The following is a 26,377-nucleotide window of genomic DNA, read 5'->3' as shown; positions in this document are numbered from 1 at the left end:
CAACACAACCCGACCGCCCGGATGGCGGTAGACCAAATGTTTAACGACCCCGCCATAAGGCAGGGTAAGATTATTTTTATGATTCCAAAGACATTCAGAGAGGTCATAGACCTTGGTGACGGTAGAGAGATTTCTATCGAAACCGGAAAACTGGCAAAACAGGCCCATGGTTCTGTTGTTGTCCAATCAGGCAAGTGTATGTTATTATGCACCGTTGTCTCCAATTACAAAGCTTCGGATGTGGACTTTTTGCCACTTACCGTTGATTATCGTGAAAAATTTGCTGCGGCAGGACGTTACCCAGGTGGTTTCTTCAAAAGAGAGGCCAGACCGAGCGATGGTGAAGTATTGACCATGCGTTTGGTGGATAGGGTATTGAGACCTTTGTTCCCCAAGGATTACCATTCCGAGACACAGGTCATGATCCAACTCATGTCGCACGACGAAGAAGTGATGCCCGATGCAATGGCTGGATTGGCCGCTTCCGCAGCCATCCAACTATCGGACCTTCCTTTTGAGTGCCCTATTTCTGAGGTACGCGTAGGTAGAGTCAATGGCGAGCTCATTATCAACCCAACCAGAGCCCAACTTGAAGAATCGGACATCGATATGATGATCGGTGCATCCGCAGATTCTGTTATGATGGTAGAAGGAGAAATGAGCGAGATTTCCGAAGAGGAGATGGTAGAAGCCATCAAATTTGCCCACGAAGCTATCAAAGTACAATGTGCCGCCCAAGTAAAATTGGCTGAAGCTTTTGGCAAAAAAGAAGTTCGTGAGTACGAGCCCGAAGCCGAAGATGCCGATCTGGAAAAGAAAATCCACGACATGGCTTACGACAAAGTTTACGAAGTGGCCAAAGCAGGTTCATCCAAAAAGGAACGTAGCGAAGCCTTTGCTGCAATCAAGGAAGAAATCAAAGCCTCCTTTTCCGAGGAAGAATTGGAAGAGATTGGTGATTTGGTTTCCAAATATTACCATAAAGCCGAAAAAGAAGCCGTTAGAAACCTTACCCTAGAGGAAGGTCTTCGTTTGGATGGCCGTAAAACTACCGATATCCGCCCCATCTGGTGCGAAATCGATTATTTGCCATCCGTACATGGTTCTGCCATCTTTACCCGTGGCGAGACCCAAGCCTTGGCTACGGTCACTTTGGGTACCTCAAGAGAAGCGAACCAAATAGACATGCCATCCTATGAAGGTGAAGAAACATTCTATTTGCACTACAACTTCCCTCCTTTCTCCACTGGTGAAGCAAGACCCATTCGAGGTACTTCCCGTAGAGAGGTTGGTCACGGTAACCTGGCGCAACGTGCATTAAAAGGTATGATTCCTGCGGATTGCCCATACACCGTGCGTGTGGTGTCCGAGGTATTGGAATCCAACGGTTCCTCTTCAATGGCCACTGTATGTTCCGGTACCATGGCATTGATGGATGCTGGTATTCAACTGAAAAAACCCGTTTCTGGAATTGCAATGGGATTGATTTCCGATACCGAAACTGGTAAATATGCGGTTCTATCCGATATCTTGGGTGACGAAGATCACTTGGGCGATATGGACTTTAAGGTTACCGGTACCGCAGATGGTATCACTGCTTGTCAAATGGACATCAAAGTAAAAGGGCTTTCCTACGAAATTTTGGTAAAAGCCTTGATGCAGGCCAGAGATGGCAGAATGCACATTTTGGACAAATTGGTAGAAACCATTGCCGAGCCAAGACCAGAGGTGAAATCCTACGCACCAAAAATCGTTACCAGAATTATTCCTGGAGAGTACATTGGTGCCCTTATCGGTAAAGGTGGAGAAGTGATTCAAGAGCTTCAGAAAACGACCAAAACCACTATTGTAATCAATGAGGACCCAGATACCGAGGAAGGTATCGTGGAAATCTTGGGTACAGATCAAGATGGTATCGACAAGGTATTGGCCAAAATCGATGCGTTGATGTTCAAACCGGAAGTAGGCAGCGTTTACGAAGTAAAAGTCATCAAAATGCTTGACTTTGGAGCTGTGGTGGAATACACCGAGGCACCAGGTAACGAGGTCCTACTCCATGTATCGGAATTGGCATGGGAACGTACTGAAAATGTATCCGATGTGGTGAACATGGGTGATGTGTTCGATGTGAAATACTTCGGGCTGGACCCAAGAACCAAAAAGGAGAAGGTATCAAGGAAAGCCTTGTTGCCAAAACCTGAAGGGTACAAAGAGCGTGCACCAAGAAACGATAGAGATGGTGATCGCAGAGGCGGTGACCGCAGAGGTGGAGGCGACCGCAGAGGTGGCAACCGCGATAGAAAGCCGAGAAGGGATTAACTATCAACCTTTCTAGATCATAAAAACAACCCCGGGGAAATTCCTCGGGGTTTTGTTTTTTAATCAGAGGCAGGGTCTTACATTGTCACTTCGAGCGCAGTCGAGAAGTGGTCGATCTCAATAGCTAGAAATGAGGTTTTTTTTAAAAAAATGTAACTAAAATGTAACTTTTTCCGTTTGATGAACGTATAACCTATTGAGCTCCGGTTCACAAAATAAAATTTGAAGGGATAATTAGATGAGACAGTTAAAGATTACAAAACAGGTTACCAATAGGGAAACCGCGTCGTTGGACAAGTATTTGCAGGAGATTGGAAAGGTGGATTTGATTACCGCCGATGAGGAAGTGGAATTGGCACAGCGCATTAAAGCGGGAGACCAGGTTGCCCTGGAAAAATTGACCAAAGCCAACCTTAGGTTCGTGGTTTCTGTAGCAAAACAATACCAAAATCAAGGGTTGACACTTCCGGATTTGATCAATGAAGGAAACTTGGGCCTTATTAAAGCAGCCCAGCGTTTTGATGAAACCCGTGGATTTAAATTTATTTCTTACGCTGTTTGGTGGATTCGTCAATCCATTCTTCAGGCTTTGGCGGAGCAGTCCCGTATTGTTCGTTTGCCATTGAACAAAATCGGTTCCATCAACAAGATCAACAAAACCTTTGCTTTCTTGGAGCAAGCGCACGAGCGTCCACCTTCCGCAGAGGAAATTGCCAAAGAATTGGACATGACCGTGGAAGATGTGAAGCAATCCTTGAAAAACTCAGGGCGCCACGTATCCATGGATGCACCTTTGATCGATGGTGAAGATTCCAACCTATATGATGTATTGCGTAGTGGTGAATCCCCTAACCCGGACAAGGAACTTTTGCACGACTCCCTTCGTACAGAAATCGAGCGTGCATTGGAAACCTTGACCCCTCGTGAAGCCGATGTTATCCGACTTTACTTTGGGTTGGCCGGACAGCATTCCATGACCTTGGAAGAAATTGGGGAAACTTTTGACCTGACCAGGGAGCGTGTTCGCCAGATCAAGGAAAAAGCTATCCGAAGATTGAAACACACCTCCAGAAGTAAGATTTTAAAGACTTATTTAGGATAAAGGGTAAAAAACACACGAATAATTACAGTTAAACTATCCTTAAATTTGATTTTTGGCAGGAAAGTTGTAATTTAGTAAGATATAACAGTTTATCATGACTGTTCGTTTTTTGATTGATGAATAAACTCCGGCTGATTACCGGAGTTTTTTTCGTTTAAAGATGGCCCTAATTGGCTAACTTTGTAACATGAACAAATCAATGATTGCCCCTTCGCTACTGGCATCCGACTTTGCCAATCTTCAACAGGAAATAGAAATGGTGAATCAAAGTGATGCCGATTGGTTCCATTTGGATATCATGGATGGGGTTTTTGTACCCAATATTTCCTTTGGAATGCCTGTGGTTGAGGCCATTGCCAAGCATGCCAAAAAACCGTTGGACACCCATTTAATGATTGTTGACCCGGACAGGTACATCAAAACTTTTGGTGATTTGGGGGTAGACCACCTTACCGTCCACTACGAAGCATGTCCACATTTGCATAGAACATTGCAAGCCATTAAGGCCGAGGGGATGAAAGCTGGTGTGGCCATCAACCCGCACACTTCGGTGAATTTGTTGGAAGATACCATTCAGGATATTGATATTGTTCTTGTGATGAGTGTAAACCCTGGATTTGGCGGACAATCCTTTATCGAAAACACCTATCAAAAAGTAGCCGACCTGAAAGCACTTATCAACCGCAAGAATGCGAAAACCTTAATCGAAATCGATGGAGGCGTAAATGCAGAAAATGCCAAAAAACTGGTGGACCATGGAGCAGATGTGCTGGTAGCGGGTAGTTTTGTGTTCAAAAGCGAAGACCCAACGGCTACCATTAAAGAATTAAAGGAAAAAATAGCCTAATGCAGGAGTTTGATGTTGTCATTATTGGAGGTGGTCCCATTGGGATTGCGTGTGGACTAGAAGCCAAAAAACAAGGGATTTCCTATATCATCATTGAAAAAGGGACCATAGTGAATTCGTTGTTCAATTATCCCGTGAACATGCAGTTTTTCTCTTCTTCGGAGAAGTTGGAAATCGACAACATCCCCTTTATCAGTAAGGAGGCCAAACCCAAACGCAACGAAGCATTGGAGTATTATCGAAGGATTGTAACCTCCAACCAACTCAATATCCATCTTTTTGAAAAAGTTCTGGATACCGAAAAACAGGATGATTCCTTTTTGGTAAAGACCAACAAAGGGGAATATGTTGCCAAAAATGTAGTGCTCGCCACCGGATTCTACGATTTGCCCAACACCATCGATGTTCCTGGCGAGGATTTACCCAAAGTATCCCATTACTATAATGACCCCCATTTTTATGCCAGTCAAAAATTGGCGGTTATTGGTGCCAGTAACTCGGCAATAGACGCGGCATTAGAATGTTGGCGTAAAGGTGCCGAGGTCACCTTGATCATCCGTGGCCCGGAGGTGGGCCCAAGGGTAAAATATTGGGTGCGCCCCGACATCATCAACCGTATTGAGGAAGGCAGTATCAAGGCCTATTACAATTCGACGGTCAAGGAAATCAGGTCCAACGAGATTGTCATCGAAACCCCAGACGGTGAAGTTGTTTTGGAGAACGATTTTGTACTGGCACTTACCGGGTATCGTCCCAATTTTGCCTTTTTGGAAAAACTGGGCATTGCATTATCCGAAGACGCGAAACGATTGCCCAACTATGACCCGGAATCCATGGAAACCAATGTCGAGGGCCTATTTTTGGCAGGTGTTATCTGTGGGGGAATGGAAACCCATAAATGGTTTATCGAGAACTCCCGTATCCACGCACCCATCATCATGAATGCGATCAAGCATAAATTGGAATTGGCGGAACAGAAGGCCTAAATTAATTTCAATGGAATTTTAAACGGGACTGCAAGGCTCCATTTTGCTTCAGCATAGACCGGCCATCACGAAAACTCAGGTAGGCATGTCCTTTTTGGTTATTGAGAATGCTGATTTCACATAACATGCCCCAATGGCGGGCCACTTCTCGCCACGCCCACCATAAGGAATGCTTGGGATCGTAAATATGGGTCGCTTCTCCTCCTGCCCCGTTCACTTCGATAATACTAAAGTTGCGGCCTTGGCACAAATCTTCAAAGGAGTTGCACAGCACATCCAACCGTCCATAGTAAAACCCGTTCATTTGAGAGCAGATGGCATCGATGGTTTCCTCCAAATCTTTATTGATGCGATGGCTGATATCAACAAATTTGGCTCCACGAGTGTGGCTACCGTAGGGAACCAAAACAAATGTTTCCCCATCTTTCAGCACCTCTTCCAACTGGTTACCGTATTTCTTTTGCAATACTTTTAATTGTAGATGACTGCGCGTGTTCTTCTTAATAAGTTCCAACATACTGCTATGGCCATCCCCAGTGATAGAAAGAAACTCCTTGGCCACCACTCCCGTAACGGTACCTGATGGTTCCCCGGGCCTGCGCACGTAAAAAACGCCCACTTCCTTTTGATACGGAATCAGTTCCTGTACTAAAAAATGGGAAGGGCTCCATTCCACATACTGCGCAAATTCATCTTTATCATGAATCTTCTCTACACCAAAGGCCTTCATCCCAATATCGGGCTTGGCAATAAATGGGAAATCAATGCCTTGGTCCCGTATGAGTTCCAAGGTCGCGTCAGCAGCGGCATTTTTATCCACGAACAAGGTCTTGGGGATGAACTGCGAAGGAATCATTTGATAGATGTCCATTTTGGAAATCATCGCCATGCCGCCATTCTTCATACCCGGATTGGCGGCGTTAAAAAAGAATATCGACCTCGCTTTGAAGGAATAGTAAAGCCACACAGGAAACATGGGGTAGTAGATCAACCAAAAGGGCCAATATTCCCAATGAGTGATACGATGCCATGTCAGTTTCAAAAAATCCATAGCTTTTAAAACGTAAGTTGATTGGATGTAAAAGGCACTTCAAAAGACCTATCATTCCGTAAATCCAAATGTCTCATTGTGGTTCCGTCACTATTCAAAACCACTTGGGTGACACTAAAGGTTTTTAATCCGGTTTCCCGATCAATGATAAACCCATTTTCAAAATCGCTATGGTTATTGGAATGGAAATCCAATATCTTTTCAAACGAAACAGCACTCGTATTAGCCATGAACTTCTCAAACAACTGTTTTCGATATGCAATGACATCATCACGATATAAAGTTGCGGATGACCATATATGATTCTTTTGATGATTCAAGGGCTTAAAATATTTTTGGTGACCATCCCACCTGAATTCCAATAGTTTCTTATGAAAAAGCACCAAGGTAAAGGGCTCGATTCGATATAGATCCATCTCTTGCAAGAATACAAAGGGCTCTTCTGATGCTATGATATCCAACAGCACCAATCCCCTACTCTTGGCATACTTTCCGTTTGATGCGTGATTTACAAAGGCCCCGTTGAGCAGCACGGCTACGGCACCATCTTCCTTCAGTGCGAACCAAGTACCTCCTGCCTTGGGATCTTTGGGAAAAAGTACTTTAACCTTACCTATCCGTTCTTCGTTTGGCTTATGGGCAGAGGGGCGAGATATATGCTCGTCCCTGTTGGAGGTAATCCAATAACTTTCACCTTGCGAAATAAAGCTTACTGTGCACATTCCTTTCTGTATTGCATGGTAGATGGCGCTACTCCAAAGGAGTCTGGTAGCTGTTGGGTGGAAAAATGCCGAATCCCAACCTTGATCAAGGCTTGGTGATGTATGGTGTGCTCCAAATTGTACATCACCTCCCTGAAATAATTGGACTCCAGATTACTTTCTTCACCACCCAGTTCATAACTAATCCGAATTGACTTGTTCGGTTTTACCAAATGCCCTTGAATGTAGGAAATGCGTTCCAGGGCATAATTCAAATCCTGTTCAATTTGAAGGTTACGCTCCCTACGGTCATATGAAATCTCGGAAAGGTCGTATCCATGCAATAAACAGAGGTAAAGTTCGATTACATGTCGGGTATGCTGCCCTATGGAAGCATTGGACAAGGTTTCGCAGGATTGGGAATAACAGTCGGCCGGCAACTCTAAAAGCACCTGCTTAAACTGCTCCAAGGTTTCCAAGGATGATTTGAACATGATAGTTTAGATATTGGTTTTGTATTCGTTTTTTGATCAATTGGAGTATAAGATAGAAAGAATAATCAATTCTTGATCCGCTCCCAGTTTTTATCTGCCTTGGAAACCAATTCGTTCGGAGATTCGTTGCGCCAAAATTCCAAGGTGTTGTTTTTGCCTTTATTATAAAATAGATAGAGCTTATCTTCCCTGATTTCATACGTAAGTGGGTCTACGCTCACCTTTTTACCATTAATGGCAACAGCATAGGCACAATAGCCCCCATATTGTGGCAAATAGGCCTTTGGGTCCCTCTGAAAGGTTTCTAAATGCGCTTTGGTGGCAAATTTGAATTTGGTTCCGTCATAGGTTGTGGTAAACTCCTTTTTTCCTTCCAACGGTTGCCCTTCAAAATAGGAAACGACGTCGTAACCTTCCACGGCATAGCCCCCTTTGGTGTTGTAATCCACGGCTTGGGCAAAACCAAAAGTGCCGATTAACAGAAAAAGTACATTAAAAATAAAGCGCATAGTCCTTTTTATTTGATGATTTGTGTGGTGAATAAGTTCACTTCTCCACTTTTAGTCCATAACCAGATACATTCCTTTCAGTTGATGTGTTGAATAATTCAATGTTAAGCTTAGACCAACCTCAAACTTTGGATGTAGTAATACTTGTAATGAGATTAAAAATGGTCAGAAGCATTAAAATTTTGTAGGATATATCTTATTTCTTTTTTCACAGATCAAGCCAAAAGGCCCATCCGTCAATTCAAAAGGCGCATCCATCAATTGGCCCAAAATGGAATGAAAACCACATCTAACTTTGACCCTAAAATGAACAACCTCCATCTAAGATTTTGGCAAACGAAGGGCGGTGAGAAAGTCCGAAACCAAGTCCAAAATGGAACCTTAACAAAAATCAAAAATTATGAAAACAACAACTTTGAATTTTTTGAAAATGGGTCTGTATGCGATTATGGGCCTAAGTGTACTTTTAACCTCCTGCTCGCCCGAAGACGGAAAGGATGGTATTAATGGTATTGACGGTATTGATGGCAAAGATGGGGCCCAAGGGCCGGCTGGACAAGATGGAAATGCCAATGTGATAGCTTCGGATTGGCAAACCATTAAATGGGATGATGGCGCTACTCCAAGCTTTGGCGAAATGTCAATAGAAGTGAAGGATATTGACCTGGAAGAGTTTATCGCTACAGGAGGAGTTATTATGGTATACTTTCGAGGAATCAATAATCAAACCAGTTTTGTATACACCCTTCCGACAACAATTGGAAAAGTATATTTTACCTTTTTTATTTATACTTCTCCAGATATTGATGGTATTAGGATTCAGATGACAGATTCCAACAACAATGTATTAACAGTCCAAGATAATCCAGATTATATGATACGCTATGTACTAGTGCCAGCAAACGTAGTCGAAACAAACGGTTTAAACCTGAACAACTATAAGGAGACATCCAAATTATTGGGATTATAAAATAGCATACTTACCTATAACATATGGAACCAACAACTGGCCCGATGCACCAAAAACTGAGTGTGTCGGGCTTGTTCTTTTGTTCATTCATCGAAGATTTTGGGATTACATCGTTCAGTTTCCATTAAAAAAGCCCTCAACTGCCTAAAATGAAATAATTCAAGGCTTGGCAGCGTTCAAATAACGAAATATGTTCGCTATCCCAATGGCGGACTTAAAAAGCCTACTTCATGCACCGCATAACTCCCCCAACATCCTATGCTGGTATTTCGGTCCTGTTTTTATTATGGTCCTTCGTCTGCAATGCACAACTGCATCCAGAAAAAATCGATTCCGATATTATTTCCCTTCGTTCACACACCTCCATTTTTATGGCTGGGCAAAATGCCTATAGTTTTGAGGAGGTCAGGAAACTTGGCAACAGTGAATTTATCCCGTTATCCAATGTAAAAGAAAACCTCGGGTTTTCCAATGAGCATTACTGGTTACAGTTCACCTTGGACAACCCAACCGAGGAGTTTGGCAACTATTACTTGGAAACTGCCAGACCTATTACAGATGTTGTTGAACTCTTTTTGGTGGATGATAGCGGCAAGGTAAGAAAGCAAATTAGCGGTGATAAGGTTCCGTTTCAAGAAAAGAGTGTCCAACATCGGAAATCAATTTTTGATATACGATTAAGGCCAAATGAAAAGGTAGAAGCTTACCTACACCTCAAGAGCGACGGCGAGGTGGTCATGCTTCCTATGAGACTTTACTCAGACAGCAGCTTTTTTGAACTCACTTATAAAGAACAGGTGTTCTACGGTTTCTTTTATGGGATTTTGATTCTCGCCTGCATCATTTATCTATTTTTCTTTTTTGCACTTAAGGACAAGGCGTTTTTGTATTATCCACTCTATGTGCTTTTTATCGCATTGATGCAATTTTCATTGGATGGTTTTTTTCATCAATATTTTACCCCACAAGGTGGATGGCTGTCCGATAGGGCCGTACTGTTCACCGCTTTTGTTTCACTCTTCTTTTTTGGGAAGTACGGTGGGGCCTACCTCGATTTGAAAAAGAACAGCCCTGCATTGCACATCGCCAACAACATATTGGCCTTTTCATTGATTATAGGGCTCGCACTATTGGCCTTTGCCCCCTCATTTGAGTACTGTTATCCCTTGGCCAACGGATTGGGCATCTTGGTTTTGGCCCACATGATTATATCCATAGTGGTGTTGAAAATCAAAAAAGTAAAAATTGATCCTTATTTCATCATAGGTATTTCCTTCCTGCTTATAGGGTTTATCGTTTTTATCCTGAACAATTTCAATGCCATCGAAAATTCATTCCTTACCAGTAATGGAGCCAAATTTGGGATTGGATTGGAAATCGCATTTCTGTCCATTTCCATGATTAATAGAATCAGGGACCTCAGGATGCAAAATGAGCAAAACCAACTATTGGCACTGCAACGAGCGGAAGATATGAACCAAATCAAATCGTCCTTTTTATCCAATATCAGCCATGAATTGCGAACGCCGTTAAACTTGATCATGGCGGTAGCCTCTTCCCTCAAAGAGGAAAAACAGGATAAGGAACTTGAAGAAAAATGCAAAATGATTCTGAACTCGTCCAAGAACCTTTTGGGGCATATCGAAGACATTCTGGATTTTACCGTTATCGAAAAGGGAGACCAAGAACTCAAAGAGGTACCCTTTGAACTAAAACCTGCTTTGCAGAAAATACTAGATCAACAGCAAAAGAAAGCACTTGCCAAAGGATTGGAATTTAAAAGCTCTGTGGATGAAGGCTTACCATCCCGAATCGTAGGCGATAAGGCCAAACTCACCCAAATCCTAAATCACTTATTGGACAATGCCATTAAGTTTACCAACGTAGGCGGTGTGGAGATAGCCATTGATTGTAACAAGAAAGGTAATCGGACGTCGCTTCAGTTTACCATCAAGGATACGGGGATTGGTATATCCAAGGAAAAAATGAGTACGGTATTTGAATCGTTCACCAAGAAATCGTTTATGGACAAGCGGGAGTTTAGTGGATTGGGCCTAGGGCTTTATATCGTAAAAACCTATGTTGATCTACAGGAGGGCACGGTTGAATTTGCAAGCAATGAACCTAAGGGTACCATCTGTAAATTGAATCTGAATTTTGAAATTGAGGAAGATGAAGAGATTTTGGACATTGTACCCAATACAAGTATCCGTCCAGAGGAACCAAAAGCCTGTAGTGTGCTATTGGTGGAGGACAACAAAATGAACCAAACCGTGGTAAAACTGCTCTTTAAAAAGAGTTGGCCAAAAGCGAAGCTGTACATTGCCAACCATGGTAAAGAGGCACTTGAACTGCTCACAAAAGAAAGCTTTGATTTTATTTTGATGGATCTACAAATGCCCGAAATGGATGGTTTTGAGACCACGTCCATCATAAGAAGCGGAAAAGCTGCCTGTGAACCTGAAATTCCAATTATTGTATTGACAGCCGACAACACCGCAAAAACCCGCAAGAAGATTTTTGAACTAGGCGCCAACGACTTACTGACAAAACCCGTCAATGGACCCCGTTTATTGGCAAAAATGCAGAAAAGTATACTGCCCGATACGCACATAGACAAGGTGGCTTAAACCTTCCAAAAACAAAAAAAAGCAAGCTTAAAACTAAAGCTTGCTTTTTTTGTGGTGACCCAGGGAGGATTCGAACCCCCAACCCTCAGAGCCGAAATCTGATATTCTATCCAGTTGAACTACTGGGCCAATATTTTTTAAACTATGAACTCAATTTTGCCTTGACAATGGCTGAAATGGTCTTCCCGTCAGCCTGCCCGGCCAATTCTTTGGAAACAATTCCCATTACCTTGCCCATATCCTGCATTCCCGATGCTCCGACCGAATCGATGGTCTGTACCACCACTTTTTCGATTTCTTCTTCGGTAAGTTGCTCTGGCAAAAACTTCTCAATCACGGCAACCTGAGCCAATTCTGGTTCTGCCAAATCCTCACGACCTTGCTCTTGGTAAATTACAGCACTATCTTTCCGCTGCTTTACCAATTTCTGAACCAATTTTATCTCATCTTCTTCGGACAACTCCGCTCCAGCACCTTTATCGGTTTTGGCCAGTAAAATAGCTGACTTAATGGCCCTTAATGCTTCCAAGGCAACAGTATCCTTTGCCTTCATCGCGGCCTTCATTTCTGTCATTACCTTATCCTGCAAACCCATGTATTCTTATTTAGAGCGCGAAGATAAAAAATAAACCCGAAAGTATGGTCACCTTCGGGTTTATGCTTTCCATAAAAAATGGATGTTAATCTAAACACTACTAATCAACATTATCGTGCAAAAAAGAGTTGTTGGAGCGCAATTGCAAATCATCGTTACTATCCTCTCCCAAAGTGGTCCTGGAGACTTTCTGTTCCTTTGGAACATCATTCAGGTCCACTCCTTGCCTTTTGTAAGCAGGCTCTTTTTCAATGTCGTCTATACTGCTCCTGTTGTTTTGGAACTTATAGTTAAAGTTTTTCAGTTTTCTTCTGCGCTCATCGGCACGGTTCTTCAAGATATCGCTGATGGAACTGTTCATGGGGTCAAGGCTATCCATGGTTTCCTCGTTTTTTCCAGGACCCTCGCCCTCTTCCACTTTCACGGTCTTCTTCTCAAAAACCAGCTCGTTCTCCACTAATTTTGGCTCGTGGGTCTCCGCTTTGGATTTGGCGCCCGTCAACCTTTCCTCCAATTCCATGTACTCTTGGAGGTCGTATCTAGTCTCGCCCTCTTTCTTGTATTCCAAAACAGGTTTTACCTCTACGTAGTCGTTTACCTCTACATCCCCTAAACCATCATCATCCAGATTAAAGGTTACGGTATGTTCCTTTTCATCCGACTCCTCGGTTTCGTTGTTCAAAGGCATATCAAAGCTAAGCGTAAACTGGTCTTCGTTGCTCTTTGATGGTACCACTTCGGCATCTATCACATCAAAATTATTGATGACATTCTTTGCCTCTATAATAACAAAATCATCCTCCACCTTATCTGCGACTACTTCCTCATAGAACACATTGAAGTTTCTGATATAGCTCGTGGTCGGAATCAGATCAGGATCCTTTGATGGTATTTTTGGTGCTACCTTCTCCTCCTCCATTTCCAAGGTATGCTTCACTACTTTCGGTTCTGGCTGAGGGGTTGGTTCCGGTTGTGGAGCCGGTACTTTTTCCGTTTGGACTTCTTGCACCGAGGTAGATTCAGGTGTCAAGTCTTGCTCCGCGATTTGTTCGTCTTCCAAAGTGTAAAACACCTTTTTGGACTCTGTATTTACAATATTGTCCTGCTGGTCTACATTGAATCCTGTCGCAATAACAGTAACTGCAATGGCTTCACCAAGGCTTTCATCTTCTCCTACCCCCATGATGATGTTGGCTCCGTGACCTGCTTCTATTTGAATATGGTCGTTGATCTCACCGATTTCATCAATGGTGATTTCCTGCGAACCGGAAACAATCAATAGCAACACATTTTTGGCCCCGTTGATCTTATTATCGTTCAATAATGGCGAATCCAAAGCCTTCATGATGGCCTCCGTTGCCCTTGCAGAACCGGACGCCGTCGCGGAGCCCATAATGGCAGTGCCACTATTGGACAGTACGGTCTTGGCATCCCTAAGGTCAATGTTCTGGGTGTAGTGATGCGTAATTACCTCTGCAATACCCCTTGCTGCAGTGGCCAATACTTCATCCGCTTTTGAGAAACCGGCCTTAAACCCAAGATTGCCGTATACTTCTCTAAGCTTGTTGTTGTTGATGACGATCAGGGAGTCCACATTGGCACGAAGCTTTTCAATCCCCATCTGTGCTTGCTTGTTCCGCATGGCTCCTTCAAACTGGAACGGCATGGTAACAATCCCTACAGTAAGAACATCCATTTCCTTGGCCAACTTGGCTATTACGGGAGCCGCACCTGTACCGGTTCCACCGCCCATTCCGGCGGTTATAAATGCCATTTTGGTATTGTGCTCCAACATGGCCTTTAAATCTTCCATACTTTCCAAAGCGGCCTGCTCCCCAATTTCTGGGTTGGCCCCTGCACCCAATCCTTCCGTAAGGGATACCCCTAACTGGATTTTGTTGGGCACCGGACTGTTTTGCAAGGCTTGGGCATCGGTGTTACAGATTACAAAATCCACTCCGTTGATACCGGCCTGGAACATGTGGTTGATGGCATTGCTTCCACCTCCACCAACTCCAATTACTTTAATTACGTTGCTCTTGTTCTTGGGCAAATCAAAAGCGATGTTGTCAAATTCAGTGTTCTTACTCATGACAGTTGTGTTTCTCTATTGGGGTTATTATTCTGCGTTGTCCAAAAAGTCCTTCAACTTTTCTGACCATTTGTCAAAAATGGATTTTCTCTCCGGATGGGTAGCTGCATTGGTTTTCGCTCCCATCTCGTTTTCCTCGCCAACCAATACTTCTTCCTCCTTGAGTTCTTCTTCTTGGTGCTGCACCTTTCTATTTTTCTTCTTGGCCTCCAAAGAGTTCATCAACAATCCGACCGCCGTTGCATAGAGTGGACTGGCCACTTCTTCATCGGAATCTCCCGCTAGATGCTCGTTCGGATAACCGATTCTGGTATCCATGCCAGTGATGTATTCCACCAATTGTTTCAAGTGTTTCAATTGGCTTCCCCCACCGGTCAGCACAATACCAGCAATCAACTTTTTCTTTTGTTCCTCGTGGCCATAATTTTTGATTTCCACATAAACCTGCTCCACGATTTCCACCACTCGGGCGTGAATGATTTTCGAAAGGTTTTTCAAGGTAATTTCCTTGGGCTCACGGCCTCTAAGTCCAGGTATGGATACGATTTCATTATCCTTGTTCTCTCCGGGCCAGGCGGAACCAAATTTTATTTTAAGTAATTCGGCCTGTTTCTCGATGATGGAACAACCTTCTTTAATATCTTCGGTGATCACGTTACCTCCAAATGGAATAACAGAGGTATGACGGATGATGCCGTCCTTGAAGATGGCCAAATCCGTGGTTCCACCACCTATATCGATCAAGGCTACACCAGCTTCTTTCTCCTCTTGGCTCAATACGGCGTCTGCGGATGCCAAGGGTTCCAAGGTGATGTTCCCCAAGTCCAATCCAGCACTTTTGATGCACCTTCCAATATTTTTTATGGAGGACACTTGTCCGACCACCACATGAAAATTGGCCTCCAATCGACCACCGTACATTCCCACGGGCTCCTTGATTTCGGACTGACCGTCCACTTTGTACTCCTGAGGCAGCACATGAATGATTTCCTCACCCGGAAGCATTACCAATTTGTACACTTGGTTGCACAGTTTATCCAAATCATCGTTGTCTATCACTTCTTCCGAGTTGGGACGGGTGATGTAATCACTGTGGTGTAGGCTTCGGATGTGCTGGCCTGCAATGCCAACTACAACGGAGCCGATTTTTAGGCCAGAATTCAACTCGGCCTGTTCCACAGCTTGCTGTATGGACGAAATGGTCTGTGTGATATTGTTGACCACACCACGGTGAACACCTAAGCTTTTAGACCGTCCGGTGCCCAAAATCTCAATTTTTCCATACTCATTTTCCCTACCAATGATCGCCACGATCTTGGTAGTTCCTATATCCAACCCAACTGAATAATTACCTTGTTCCATACGTTAAATTTTGGTGCAAACCACTTGATTGTTGAATTCCAAACTCACTGTTGCATAATCCTCCAAGGAATTGTCCTTGGCTGCCTTTGCATAAAAGGCCATAAAATTTTTGAACTTTTTGTTCAAATTGTCCACTCCGCCCAAATTCACCACAAAGTTTTCCATGCGGAACTTGAGCTGATATTTATTTTCATCCTCGATGTGTATCCCAATGACATTTTTTCGTAAAAAATCATCATTGTTGATATAGTCCAAAATCACATAGGCGTCCTCAAGGGTTTTCCCTGTGATTTTCCCTGTAATGATGGGCACCCTTGCCGAATGGTATCTTGACAACGGCATGCGTTTGCCCTCATCATCCAAATAAAATTTGGAGGCACCTTCTATTCTTCCAATTGGCTTTCGCTGAACAATCTTGGATACAAGTTCCCCGTTTACAGTGAGATAGACCTGGGCATTTTTGACCATATCGTTGGATAGTATAACCTCCTCTATGCTATTCAAAACTAACTGTTCTTTGGGCCTATTCTCTAGGGCTCCGTATTTTTGTATTAACAATTTATTAACCGCATCTTCAGTTAAGTACAAATTGTTTTCACCAACAAATTTTACGGTCACACCCTGCACCGTTCTGCGTTCGTTTCTTTGGTCAGCAAACCCATAAAGCGCAATTACGGCAACCGACAAAAATGTGAGTTTGATGTAATCCCAATTAATGCGCATAACCCAATATGTTTTTGATTTTTGGCACTTCCATTCCAATATCCCCTGCTCCAAGGGCAACCAAAACCCCTGTTTTGCAGTTCTTTACCTCTTCCAATAATTCCGATTTCGACATCAGTTTTTTATTGGGGTTTTCTATTTCATCCAACAGCCATTGCGATGTGACACCCTCAATAGGTTCTTCTCGGGCCGGGTAAATGTCCAATAGGATGATTTCATCAAAATCGGAAAGACTTGCCGCAAAATCATCTGCAAAATCTTGTGTGCGCGAAAAAAGATGGGGCTGAAAAATCACCGTTATCCTTTCCCCAGCGTGCATTTCACGAATCGCTTGGTGCACTGCACTGATTTCCGTTGGATGATGCGCATAGTCATCGATAAACACAAAATCCTCTTCCTTGATTTGATATGAAAACCTGCGCTGAACCCCTTTGAAAGTCTCCAAAGCTTTGGCAAGGCGGTGAGGTGGGCAACCTGTTTGCACCGCCATCGCAAAAGCAGCTAATCCATTGAGCAGATTGTGTCTGCCCGGCTTGTTGAACTTTACGTCCTTGATAACCTCGGAAGGTGTTACGATATCAAATATGTAGGCTCCATGTTCAATTTTGATGTTTTCTATGCAGTAATCAGCACCATCCTCTATGCCAAAAGTGGTTCCTTCCAAAGGAAGTCCCTTGCGCACGAAGAGCTTTCCACCCGGCTTGATTCTATCCACAAATTCACGGAATGAATGCTCCAATTCCTCCTTGGTGCCATAAATATCCAAATGGTCGGCATCCATGGAGGTGACACAGGCCACCGTTGGCGTCAATCGTAAAAAGGAGCGATCGAACTCATCAGCTTCCACTACCGAATATTCGGTGCCATCCAACACAAAGTTGCTATCGAAATCTTCAGAAATACCGCCCAAAAATGCGGTCATGGGCAATTCACACTCCTTCAGCAAATGGGCCAAAATACTGGACGTAGTGGTTTTACCGTGTGTACCGGCAACGGCCAAACAAAAGGAATCCTTGGTGATGATGCCCAACACCTCCGAACGCTTTTTAAGGTTGAAACCTCCGTTTTTGTAAAACTGGAATTCGGAATGCTTTGAAGGAACTGCAGGAGTATAGACCACCAACGTATTTGGGTGCTTGAAGGTATCGGAAATCAAATCGACATTATCCTCAAAATGCACGGAAATACCCTTCTCCATCAATCCATCGGTAATGGGCGTTGGGGTACGATCATATCCTGCCACCTCTTTACCCACAAATTTGAAATAGCGCGCCAAGGCGGACATTCCAATGCCGCCAATTCCGATAAAATAAACGCTATGTATATCTTTCAAATTCACTTCAACAACTTTTCTATTTCATCCACAATATGTTCCGTAGCCTTGGGCATAGCCATTTTTCTAATGTTCTTTCCCAATTTTTCCTGGAGGGCTTCGGAGCCCATTAGGTTTGAAAAATTGGTTTCAAATTCGGCATCCAATTCATCCTCCTTAAGCATGATGGCGGCGTCTTTGGACACCAAGGCCTTTGCGTTTTGTGTTTGATGGTCCTCTGCCACATTGGGCGATGGTATAAAAATCACTGGTTTGCCCATCAAACAAAGTTCCGAAACCGAACCGGCACCGGCCCTTGAGATGATTACATCGGCAGCAGCGTAGGCCAAATCCATTCGATTGACAAAGGCCATAACTTTTACGGTATCCGAATCATGTTTTTTATAGGCTTCGTAATACAGTTTGCCGCATTGCCAGAGCACTTGGAGATTTTGCTTTGCAAAAAAATCGAGCTCCTTTTCTATCAATTGGTTGATTCTGCGGGCTCCTAGGCTCCCACCCAATACCAATACCGTTTTTTTATCTCCTTTCAGTCCAAAAAAATCAAGTGCTTCTTCTTTATTTTTCGAGACAGCAACCAAATCCGTGCGGATAGGGTTTCCGGTTTTCACAATCTTTTCTTTTGGAAAAAATCGCTCCATCCCATCATAGGCCACGCAAATCTTCTCAGCCTTTGCCGCCAACAATTTGTTGGTGATACCCGCAAAGGAATTTTGTTCCTGCAACACGCAGGGAACACCAGCCCTTTGGGCCATTCGCAGCAAGGGTCCGCTGGCAAAGCCACCCGTGCCAATGGCCACATGGGGATTAAATTGTTTCACTATGTTGCGCGCTTCCAACAAACTACTTATCACTTTAAAGGGAAACATGAGATTCTTCAATGTCAGTTTCCGTTGTAATCCACTTATCCACAAGCCTTTGATTTCATATCCAGCTTGCGGTACTTTTTCCATTTCCATTTTATCCTTGGCTCCAACAAACAAGAATTTCGCATCGGGATATCTCCGCTTCAATTCGTTTGCGATGGCCACAGCCGGATAAATATGTCCGCCCGTTCCTCCTCCAGAAAGTATAAACCTATAATTGTCCACTCAATACTTCTAAAGGGTTTGTTTCATCTATTCCATGGGATTGATCCTCTAGATTTTCCTTTTTGTTACTGGCACTCAATACAATTCCAATGGCCATGCAGGTCATCCAAATGGACGTTCCTCCCATACTGATCAACGGTAACGGCTGACCCGTAACCGGGAACAACTGTACCACCACCGCCATATTGATAAACGCCTGAAACACGATGGGCAGCCCGACGCCGATCACCAATAATTTTGAAAAAACCGTTTTGGACGAATGCGCCACAACCACAATACGGAACAGCAATAAAAGATAAAAGAAGAGCAAAGCCCCCCCGCCCAATAAGCCATATTCTTCAATGATGATGGCAAAAATGAAATCCGATGTACTTTGGGACAACATATTCTTCATCACGCTTTTTCCTGCTCCTTTGCCCACTACGCCACCTTCAGCTACTGCAATTTGGGCCAAGGTCAACTGGTGCAGATCATCTTTATCCGCTTGCTCGGGATGGACAAAGGTTTCGATCCGTGATTTCCAAGTTCCAGCACGTTGTGGCAATACCTCTGGCACCTTGAACAGTACAAACAGGAACATTCCTGCGAATACGATTCCAGTAGCCACCATGGCAAACAAATATTTTAGGGGGTATCCTCCCAGAAAACATAGCACCAATACCATTAGGCTAATAATGGCTGCGGTTGAAAAGTTTTCGGGAAGAATCAATAGCACCACCAACGCAACAGGCAGCCAAAGCGGCAAAATACTTTCTTTAAAGGTGATTTTGACATCCTTGATTTTTGTTAGATATCGCGCAATCCAAATCATCAACACTACCGATGCTAAAGTGGAAGTCTGAAAATTGACCCCGACCAAAGGAATCTTAATCCACCGGTTGGCCGTTACCCCACCTATTCGGGTTTCCACCGTTAAGGTGTAGATCAACAACAGGATGACAATGGGCATGGCAATGATGGACAGCCCTTTGAAATAATGGGTAGGTATCCTGTGCACAGCGTAGATGATTCCGAAGCCCAAAAACAGGAGCACTGCATGCTTGACCAAATGGCCAAAAGTGGTCCCATCCCCGTTTACATAGACCAAATTGGTACTGGCGCTGTACACGGGCAAAAATGAGAAAAGTGCCAAGAGGGCCACTACTCCCCAAATGGCTTTATCACCTTTCAGATTTTTGAAAATTGCGAACACGTTCTACAAATTTTTTACGGCGTTTTTAAATTGGTCTCCCCTATCCTCATAGTTTTTGAACAGATCAAAACTGGCACATGCCGGCGAAAGCAATACGGCATCACCTCGTTCCGCTATCTTATAGGCCACTTTCACGGCTTCTTGCATGGAATAGGTCTCAACCATAAGGTCTATCACATTCCCAAAAGCATCAATCAATTTGGAATTGTCGGCGCCCAAGCAAACAATGGCCTTAACTTTTTCTCGCACCAAAGGCATCAGTTCCGCATAGTCATTGCCCTTATCAACTCCGCCCACAATCCAAACAATGGGTTTTTTGATACCGTCCAAAGCATAATATGTAGCGTTTACGTTGGTGGCTTTTGAATCGTTGATGTATTCCACATGATTGATCTTCAACACTTTTTCCAATCTATGGGGTACGCCCTGAAACGATTGAATACTGTCGCGAATGGCCTCTTTTCTGACCTTCACCAGCATGGCCGCCATACTTGCCGCCATTGTGTTTTTTACGTTGTGCTGACCTTCCAAGGCCAAAATGTCTTCACTCATTTCCAAGGTTTTATGTTCTAATTTTATTTTTATCGTTTTGTCCTCCAACCAAGCTCCCTCTTCCAGTTTTTGCTTTACCGAAAAGGGAACCAATTTGGATTGAATAGGATGTTTTTTCAATGCTTCCCGAATCACTTCATCATCAGCATCATAAATCAGGTAATCGTTGGCATCTTGATTCATGGCTATCCTACATTTGGATGCGATATAGTTCTCAAATTTGTACTCATATCGGTCCAAATGGTCGGGCGTGATATTGGTGATTATGGCGATATGCGGTTTAAAATCCACAATACCGTCCAACTGAAAACTGCTTATCTCCAACACATAGTGGTCAAAGTCCTTTTCGGCCACCATTTTGGCGTAACTGTCGCCAATGTTCCCTGCCATACCCACATTTAGCCCCCCATTTTTCAGAAGGTGATAGGTAAGCATGGTCGTGGTGGTTTTTCCGTTACTTCCTGTGATTCCAATCAAAGTGGCATCCGTATATTTCGATGCAAATTCAATTTCCGAAATCACGGGCACCCCTTTTTCGACCAGTGTTTTTACTAATGGCACCGAATCAGGAATACCTGGACTTTTCATCACCAGGTCGGCATTTAAAATTTTGGCTTCGGTATGCTCACCAGATTCCCATTCAATCTCAAAATGTTCAAGAACTTCTTTATATTTTTCTTGGATTTCGCCTTTGTCCGAAACAAAGACCTCAAATCCTTTTTGCTTTCCTAAAATGGCCGTTCCAACGCCACTTTCTCCTCCTCCGAGTATCACCAAACGACCCATGGTTATCGAATTTTAAGGGTAACGATACTGATGATGGCCAGCATGATTCCGATAATCCAAAAACGGGTTACTATCTTGCTCTCGTGATAGGATTTTTTCTGATAATGATGGTGTAATGGCGCCATCAAGAATATGCGCTTGCCCTCTCCGTACTTCTTCTTGGTATGTTTGAAATACCCCACCTGTAGCATTACGGATAAGGACTCAGCAAAGAAGATTCCGCATAAAATGGGAATCAACAGTTCCTTTCTAACAATGATTGCGATTACGGCAATGACCCCGCCAATGGTCAAACTACCCGTATCTCCCATAAATACTTGTGCGGGAAAGGTATTGTACCACAAAAAGCCCACCAAGGCTCCAGCGAAGGCAGCAATAAATACCACCAATTCCCCCACCCGAGGGATGTAGAAAATATCGAGATAGCCTGAGAACAGTATGTTTCCTGATATCCAGGCAAAAATTCCAAGGGTCAATACTATAATTGCCGATGAACCTGCCGCCAAACCATCGATGCCATCCGTAAGATTGGCCCCGTTGGATACGGCTGTCACGATCAAAATCACAACGGGAATAAAAATGAGCCACGCATAGTCTTCCGCTCCTTCGCCCATCCATGAAATGAAATCGGCATAATCAAGCTCATTGTTCTTGAAAAACGGGACGTTGGTCCGGAGTGTTTTGGTCTCCTTACCAAAGACCTGCTCTACTTGAAAGCTCTTGGTAATGGTGGTGGTGTCCTTCTCTTTGATGGTTACCTCTGGGTGGAAATAGAGGGTCAGCCCAACAATCAGTCCCAAACCTACTTGGCCCATCACTTTAAACCTTCCTTTCAGCCCCTGTTTGTCCTTTTTAAAGATTTTGATATAGTCGTCGACAAACCCGATAATGCCCATCCAAATGGTGGTTACAATCAAAAGGATGACATAAATATTTTTGATATCAGCAAAAAGAATCACGGGCAACAGGGTCGAGATGATAATGATCAACCCACCCATGGTAGGGGTTCCCGCTTTTTGTTGCTGCCCTTCCAAACCAAGGTCGCGAATGCTTTCGCCTATTTGTTTTTTCTGAAGGAAAACAATGATTCGCTTTCCGTAGACCATCGCTATCAATAGGGACAACAACACGGACATGGCCGCCCTGAAGGTGAGGAACTGAAAAAGTCCCGCTCCGGGAAGCTGGTATTGTTTCTCTAGATATTCGAACAAATAGTATAGCATGGACTACATTACTTTTTTAGGCTTTCCAGCGCTTCTTTTACTTCTTTGAAATCGTCAAACTCTACACGGACGCCATTGGTCTCTTGATAGGTTTCGTGGCCTTTTCCCGCCACTAGGATAATATCGTTGGGCACCGCCAATTTGCAAGCAGTCTTTATCGCTTGTCTTCTATTTTCAATGGACAATACTTTTCGAGCGTTCTGGGCCTCCACTCCTGCCTCCATCTCTTCGATGATGGTTGTGGGCGATTCGGTCCGAGGGTTGTCCGAAGTAAATATGGCGTGATTGCTCATTTCTGATGCGATATGACCCATAACCGGACGCTTAGACTTGTCACGGTCACCACCACACCCCACTACGGTGATGACGTTTTCATTTCCAGTCCTCAATGCATTGATGGTTATCAACACATTTTTTAGTGCATCCGGCGTATGGGCATAATCAACAATAGCCGTTATTTTATCTTTTGATATGTAATATTGAAACCTGCCATCCACATTTTCCAACTCGCTCATCAATCTCAGGATCTCCATTTTTTCGAGTCCCAAAATATCGGCAGTGGCATAAATGGCCAGTAAGTTGTACGCATTGAAATCCCCTATCAACTTGGTCCACAACTCATTGTCATCAACCTTTAACAACTGACCATTGAATTGCTTTTCCAAAATTTGGGCCCTGTAATCGGCAAAGGATTTTAATGCGTAGGTATATTTTTTGGCCTTGGTGTTCTGTAGCATCACCAAACCATTTTTATCATCGATATTGACCAAGGCAAATGCCTTTTTGGACAGTCCGTCGAACAACTTTTTCTTGGTGTCCCTATACTCGGCAAAGGTTTTATGGTAATCCAAATGATCGTGGGACAAATTGGTAAAAATGGCCCCTTCAAAATGCAATCCTTCGGCCCTTTTTTGATGGATTCCATGAGAGCTCACTTCCATAAAACAGAACTCCACCCCAACCTCGTTCATTTTGGACAGATAGTTGTTGATGGTGAGCACATCGGGAGTGGTATGGGTAGCCTTGTATTCCTTGTCATCCACCAACACTTTGATGGTGGAGATCAATCCCACCTTGAATCCAGCTTTTTTGAACAAATTGTACAAGAGTGTGGTCACTGTTGTCTTTCCATTGGTACCCGTTACCCCGACCAGTTTCAGGTTCTTGGATGGGTTACCGTAAAAATTGGAAGCGATTACGGCCAGGGCACTATTGCAATTGTCCACCTGCAAATAGGTGACGCCGTTCACCATGAGCTCGGGCAGTTCCTCACAAACGATGGCCCTAGCCCCTGAGTCTACGGCTTTTTGGATAAAGTCATGACCATCGGCCACAGTACCACGTATGGCCACGAACACATCATCCATTTCCACCTTTCGGGAATCAAAATGCACATCGTTCACCATCACATTGGTATCCCCGCTCACTGCAGAGAGACTTACTCCATATAATATGTCCTTCAATAACTTCATGAAAGCTCCAATACTATTTTTTTTACCTGTTTGATGCTGGTCCCTTGATTCACTGATTGATTTTTAACCTTTCCATTACCGTGCACCTCCACTTCTATTCCCAAATTTTCCAAAAGTGAAACAGCGTCCATTCCGCTCATTCCTCGAAGATTGGGGACTGTACTGTGCTTTTTCTGCACTTGGGCGAAGTATTGTTTGTAGGCTTCATCCAGCTTTTTGTCCTCTATCAGTTTGCCATCTACCTCATCGACCATGGGCGAAATGGCATGTATCTTTTGCGCCATGGACTTGAATACGGGGCCCGATACATCGGCTCCGTAGTAGCCCTCTTCCTTATCCGGCTCATGGATTACCACGATACAGGAATACTTCGGGTTGTCCGCCGGAAAATATCCGGCAAAGGAGGAGATGTAGGCCAACTTGTCAGGGTTCTTCTCCACATAATTCTTTTGCGTAGTACCGGTTTTGCCGGCCATGGAAAAGTTTTTGGAATATAGCTTATGGCCGGTACCATAATCCTTTTCCACTACATCCTTTAAAAGTTGTTGCGCCTTTTTTACGGTTTCCTTGGAGCAGATAGAGGGATTGAGCACTTCTCGGTCGAATCGCTTGACCACCTTGTTTCCCTCCCGTACTTCCTGTATCAATCGGGGCTTCACATATGCGCCATTGTTGGCAATGGCATTGTAAAAGGCCAAGGTCTGAATGGGAGTAAGCGATACCTCGTACCCGTGCGACATCCATCCTAAAGAGATTCCGGACCATCCTTTATCTCCAGGGTATCGAATAACGGGGTCGCCCTCGCCTATGATGGGAAGGTCCAATTTTTTATGAAGGCCCATGTTCATCAAGCGGTTGACGAATTTTTCGGGCTGCTCCTTGTAATTTTCATGAATGATTTTGGCAAAAGCCGTGTTGGAGGAAACAGCAAAGGCCTCTGCTACAGAAATCTTTCCGTATCCACCCCATTTGGAATCCTTTACTACACCATCATAAATACGGTAGCGTCCCTTTTCCGTATCAATTACGGTACTCGTATCGACCACTTTATCTTCCAAAGCGGCAACCATGGACATCAATTTAAAGGTAGAACCGGGCTCATGGGATTCCCCTACGGCATAGTTCAATTTTTCATAATATTTTCCTTCGGAAGTACGTCCCAAGTTGGAAATCGCCTTGATTTCACCCGTCTCCGTTTCCATGACCACCACACAACCGTGGTCGGCCTTATACTTTTCGAGCTGTTTTAGCAATTCGTGGTGGGCAATATCCTGTATGTTGATGTCGATCGTAGATACCACATCCAGTCCATCCTTTGGCTCCACGATATTGTCCAGACCTACGGGCTTCCATTGTCCCTTGGCTATTTTTTGCTTCAATCGCTTCCCTTCTTTGCCCCTCAAATAGGTTTCCCCAAAGGCACCATCCAACCCAACTCGGGTATAGTACCCATTTTCATCTACGCGCTCGTAGCCAATACTCCTGGCAGCCATTTTCCCCAACGGATATTCACGTACCACACGATGGGTCTCAATAAAACCACCCTTGTATGGACCCAAATTGAATAAAGGAAACTGTTTGATGCGGACATAATCAAGATAGCCAATGTTTCGGGCCACTAATTTGTAGCGATTGCCATTGGCTCGTGCTTTACGGAACAACTGACGATAATAGGAAGAAGGCCTATTGAACATATTGCCCAACGAATCGGAAAGTGCTCCCACGTAGTTCTCGAAATTTTCTTGGGAGACCGTCTGGGCATCAAATCGAATCTCATATTTGGGAACGGATGCGGCCAGCAAACTACCATCTTCCGAATAAAGGTTTCCACGATTGGGCTCAATGGTGAACATCTTTTCGGTCTTGCTCAGGGCGAGTTCCTTGTACTTTTCGCCCTGCACCATTTGAATATCCACCAACTTTACCACTACGGCTATGGCCAAAACAAGAAGCCCCCCGGCTACGAGGTATAGTCTGTTCATGATATTTTTTTCCGTAATGGCCACTATTCCGCTGATTTAACTTTGATTTTTTTGGGTGGGTTTTGTGATGGCGCCAATCCTTTTTCGGCCACCACTTCCCGCAAGGTCGATTCGAGTTTCAATTGTTGCACGCTGGAACGGGCCTCGAAAAACTCACTTTTGAGTTTTCTCACCTCTTCGTTCAACTCGGCAATCTCCAGCACTTTTTTATCGGCATTGTGACTACTGGAAATCATCAGTGCCGCCAAGAAAGAGGCGAACAATAGGAACATCCAGTTCTTGGGAGCATCCCCGCTCACCAAAAACTTTCCTTTCAGTATGTCCAGTAATCCTTTTCTCATTTCATATTCGTTTTATCGTTCCCA

The 26,377-nt window shown here is 43.9% G+C and carries 22 protein-coding genes and 1 tRNA gene; 6 read left to right on the top strand and 17 right to left on the bottom strand.

Annotated elements, in window-relative coordinates:
- Positions 1 to 78 precede the first annotated feature (78 nt).
- The 4 genes from RBB12_RS10005 to RBB12_RS09990 all read left to right on the top strand — a co-directional run bounded on the left by RBB12_RS10005 (position 79) and on the right by RBB12_RS09990 (position 5,254).
- The gene (locus RBB12_RS10005; RefSeq protein WP_306013812.1) at positions 79 to 2,319 is read left to right on the top strand and encodes a polyribonucleotide nucleotidyltransferase; all 2,241 of its coding nucleotides are present in this window, start codon (positions 79 to 81) and stop codon (positions 2,317 to 2,319) included.
- A gap of 238 nt (positions 2,320 to 2,557) precedes the next feature.
- Complete coding sequence (locus tag RBB12_RS10000) at positions 2,558 to 3,421, top strand: RNA polymerase sigma factor RpoD/SigA (RefSeq protein ID WP_100817395.1); 864 nt, start codon at positions 2,558 to 2,560, stop codon at positions 3,419 to 3,421.
- Between the two features lie 187 nt (positions 3,422 to 3,608).
- Positions 3,609 to 4,268 (top strand): ribulose-phosphate 3-epimerase, encoded by a 660-nt coding sequence (gene rpe, locus RBB12_RS09995; RefSeq protein ID WP_306013561.1) that lies wholly within the window; start codon positions 3,609 to 3,611, stop codon positions 4,266 to 4,268.
- Positions 4,268 to 5,254, top strand: coding sequence for a YpdA family putative bacillithiol disulfide reductase (locus RBB12_RS09990; RefSeq protein ID WP_306013562.1), 987 nt, complete (start codon positions 4,268 to 4,270; stop codon positions 5,252 to 5,254). Before rpe ends, RBB12_RS09990 begins: the two co-directional genes overlap by 1 nt.
- A gap of 7 nt (positions 5,255 to 5,261) precedes the next feature.
- Here the strand turns inward: RBB12_RS09990 and RBB12_RS09985 are convergent, their stop codons facing one another.
- The 4 genes from RBB12_RS09985 to RBB12_RS09970 form a co-directional block, all read right to left on the bottom strand.
- Entirely contained in the window at positions 5,262 to 6,305 is a 1,044-nt protein-coding gene (locus tag RBB12_RS09985) for a D-alanine--D-alanine ligase (RefSeq protein WP_306013563.1), read from the bottom strand.
- 5 nt (positions 6,306 to 6,310) lie between these two features.
- Positions 6,311 to 7,027, bottom strand: coding sequence for an NRDE family protein (locus tag RBB12_RS09980; protein ID WP_306013564.1), 717 nt, complete (start codon positions 7,025 to 7,027; stop codon positions 6,311 to 6,313).
- Positions 7,015 to 7,500 carry a DinB family protein gene (locus RBB12_RS09975; protein WP_306013565.1) on the bottom strand — a complete coding sequence of 162 codons (486 nt, stop codon included), beginning with the start codon at positions 7,498 to 7,500 and terminating at the stop codon, positions 7,015 to 7,017. The genes RBB12_RS09980 and RBB12_RS09975 overlap by 13 nt, the downstream gene beginning before the upstream one ends.
- A 65-nt stretch (positions 7,501 to 7,565) precedes the next feature.
- Positions 7,566 to 8,009 carry a YHS domain-containing (seleno)protein gene (locus RBB12_RS09970; RefSeq protein ID WP_306013566.1) on the bottom strand — a complete coding sequence of 148 codons (444 nt, stop codon included), beginning with the start codon at positions 8,007 to 8,009 and terminating at the stop codon, positions 7,566 to 7,568.
- Positions 8,010 to 8,409: 400 nt separating this feature from the next.
- On the opposite strand from RBB12_RS09970, the gene RBB12_RS09965 reads away from it, so the two are divergent.
- Complete coding sequence (locus tag RBB12_RS09965) at positions 8,410 to 8,979, top strand: hypothetical protein (RefSeq protein WP_306013568.1); 570 nt, start codon at positions 8,410 to 8,412, stop codon at positions 8,977 to 8,979.
- A gap of 230 nt (positions 8,980 to 9,209) precedes the next feature.
- Positions 9,210 to 11,609, top strand: a complete 2,400-nt coding sequence (locus RBB12_RS09960) for a hybrid sensor histidine kinase/response regulator (protein WP_306013569.1) — start codon at positions 9,210 to 9,212, stop codon at positions 11,607 to 11,609.
- A 52-nt stretch (positions 11,610 to 11,661) separates the two neighbouring features.
- On the opposite strand, the gene RBB12_RS09955 is transcribed toward RBB12_RS09960, so the two are convergent.
- The 13 genes from RBB12_RS09955 to RBB12_RS09895 form a co-directional block, all read right to left on the bottom strand.
- Positions 11,662 to 11,738, bottom strand: a tRNA-Arg gene (locus RBB12_RS09955).
- Between the two features lie 13 nt (positions 11,739 to 11,751).
- A complete protein-coding gene (locus tag RBB12_RS09950) occupies positions 11,752 to 12,204 on the bottom strand; it encodes a GatB/YqeY domain-containing protein (protein WP_179385199.1) in 453 nt (150 codons plus the stop codon).
- A gap of 100 nt (positions 12,205 to 12,304) precedes the next feature.
- Positions 12,305 to 14,296, bottom strand: coding sequence for a cell division protein FtsZ (gene ftsZ / locus RBB12_RS09945; protein ID WP_306013570.1), 1,992 nt, complete (start codon positions 14,294 to 14,296; stop codon positions 12,305 to 12,307).
- A 27-nt stretch (positions 14,297 to 14,323) separates the two neighbouring features.
- Positions 14,324 to 15,658 (bottom strand): cell division protein FtsA, encoded by a 1,335-nt coding sequence (gene ftsA, locus RBB12_RS09940; RefSeq protein WP_179385201.1) that lies wholly within the window; start codon positions 15,656 to 15,658, stop codon positions 14,324 to 14,326.
- 3 nt (positions 15,659 to 15,661) lie between these two features.
- The gene (locus RBB12_RS09935; protein WP_293286909.1) at positions 15,662 to 16,381 is read right to left on the bottom strand and encodes a cell division protein FtsQ/DivIB; all 720 of its coding nucleotides are present in this window, start codon (positions 16,379 to 16,381) and stop codon (positions 15,662 to 15,664) included.
- Entirely contained in the window at positions 16,371 to 17,720 is a 1,350-nt protein-coding gene (murC, locus tag RBB12_RS09930; protein WP_306013571.1) for a UDP-N-acetylmuramate--L-alanine ligase, read from the bottom strand. The genes RBB12_RS09935 and murC overlap by 11 nt, the downstream gene beginning before the upstream one ends.
- On the bottom strand, positions 17,717 to 18,805 hold the full coding sequence (gene murG / locus RBB12_RS09925; RefSeq protein ID WP_306013572.1) for an undecaprenyldiphospho-muramoylpentapeptide beta-N-acetylglucosaminyltransferase: 1,089 nt from the start codon (positions 18,803 to 18,805) through the stop codon (positions 17,717 to 17,719). Before murG ends, murC begins: the two co-directional genes overlap by 4 nt.
- Entirely contained in the window at positions 18,792 to 19,997 is a 1,206-nt protein-coding gene (locus tag RBB12_RS09920) for an FtsW/RodA/SpoVE family cell cycle protein (protein ID WP_306013573.1), read from the bottom strand. The genes murG and RBB12_RS09920 overlap by 14 nt, the downstream gene beginning before the upstream one ends.
- A 3-nt stretch (positions 19,998 to 20,000) precedes the next feature.
- Positions 20,001 to 21,335 carry a UDP-N-acetylmuramoyl-L-alanine--D-glutamate ligase gene (murD, locus tag RBB12_RS09915; RefSeq protein ID WP_306013574.1) on the bottom strand — a complete coding sequence of 445 codons (1,335 nt, stop codon included), beginning with the start codon at positions 21,333 to 21,335 and terminating at the stop codon, positions 20,001 to 20,003.
- A gap of 2 nt (positions 21,336 to 21,337) precedes the next feature.
- The gene (mraY, locus tag RBB12_RS09910) at positions 21,338 to 22,558 is read right to left on the bottom strand and encodes a phospho-N-acetylmuramoyl-pentapeptide-transferase (RefSeq protein ID WP_293286899.1); all 1,221 of its coding nucleotides are present in this window, start codon (positions 22,556 to 22,558) and stop codon (positions 21,338 to 21,340) included.
- An 8-nt stretch (positions 22,559 to 22,566) separates the two neighbouring features.
- Positions 22,567 to 24,030, bottom strand: a complete 1,464-nt coding sequence (locus RBB12_RS09905) for a UDP-N-acetylmuramoyl-L-alanyl-D-glutamate--2,6-diaminopimelate ligase (RefSeq protein WP_179385208.1) — start codon at positions 24,028 to 24,030, stop codon at positions 22,567 to 22,569.
- Entirely contained in the window at positions 24,027 to 26,036 is a 2,010-nt protein-coding gene (locus RBB12_RS09900; protein ID WP_306013575.1) for a penicillin-binding protein, read from the bottom strand. The genes RBB12_RS09905 and RBB12_RS09900 overlap by 4 nt, the downstream gene beginning before the upstream one ends.
- Positions 26,036 to 26,353 (bottom strand): FtsL-like putative cell division protein, encoded by a 318-nt coding sequence (locus RBB12_RS09895; RefSeq protein WP_179385210.1) that lies wholly within the window; start codon positions 26,351 to 26,353, stop codon positions 26,036 to 26,038. The genes RBB12_RS09900 and RBB12_RS09895 overlap by 1 nt, the downstream gene beginning before the upstream one ends.
- Positions 26,354 to 26,377: the final 24 nt, after the last annotated feature.

Origin of the sequence: Allomuricauda sp. MMSF_3307 (assembly GCF_030733585.1) — a bacterium.
In the GTDB taxonomy this organism is placed as follows: Bacteria; Bacteroidota; Bacteroidia; order Flavobacteriales; family Flavobacteriaceae; genus Flagellimonas.
This window is presented reverse-complemented; position numbering and strand designations above follow the sequence as displayed.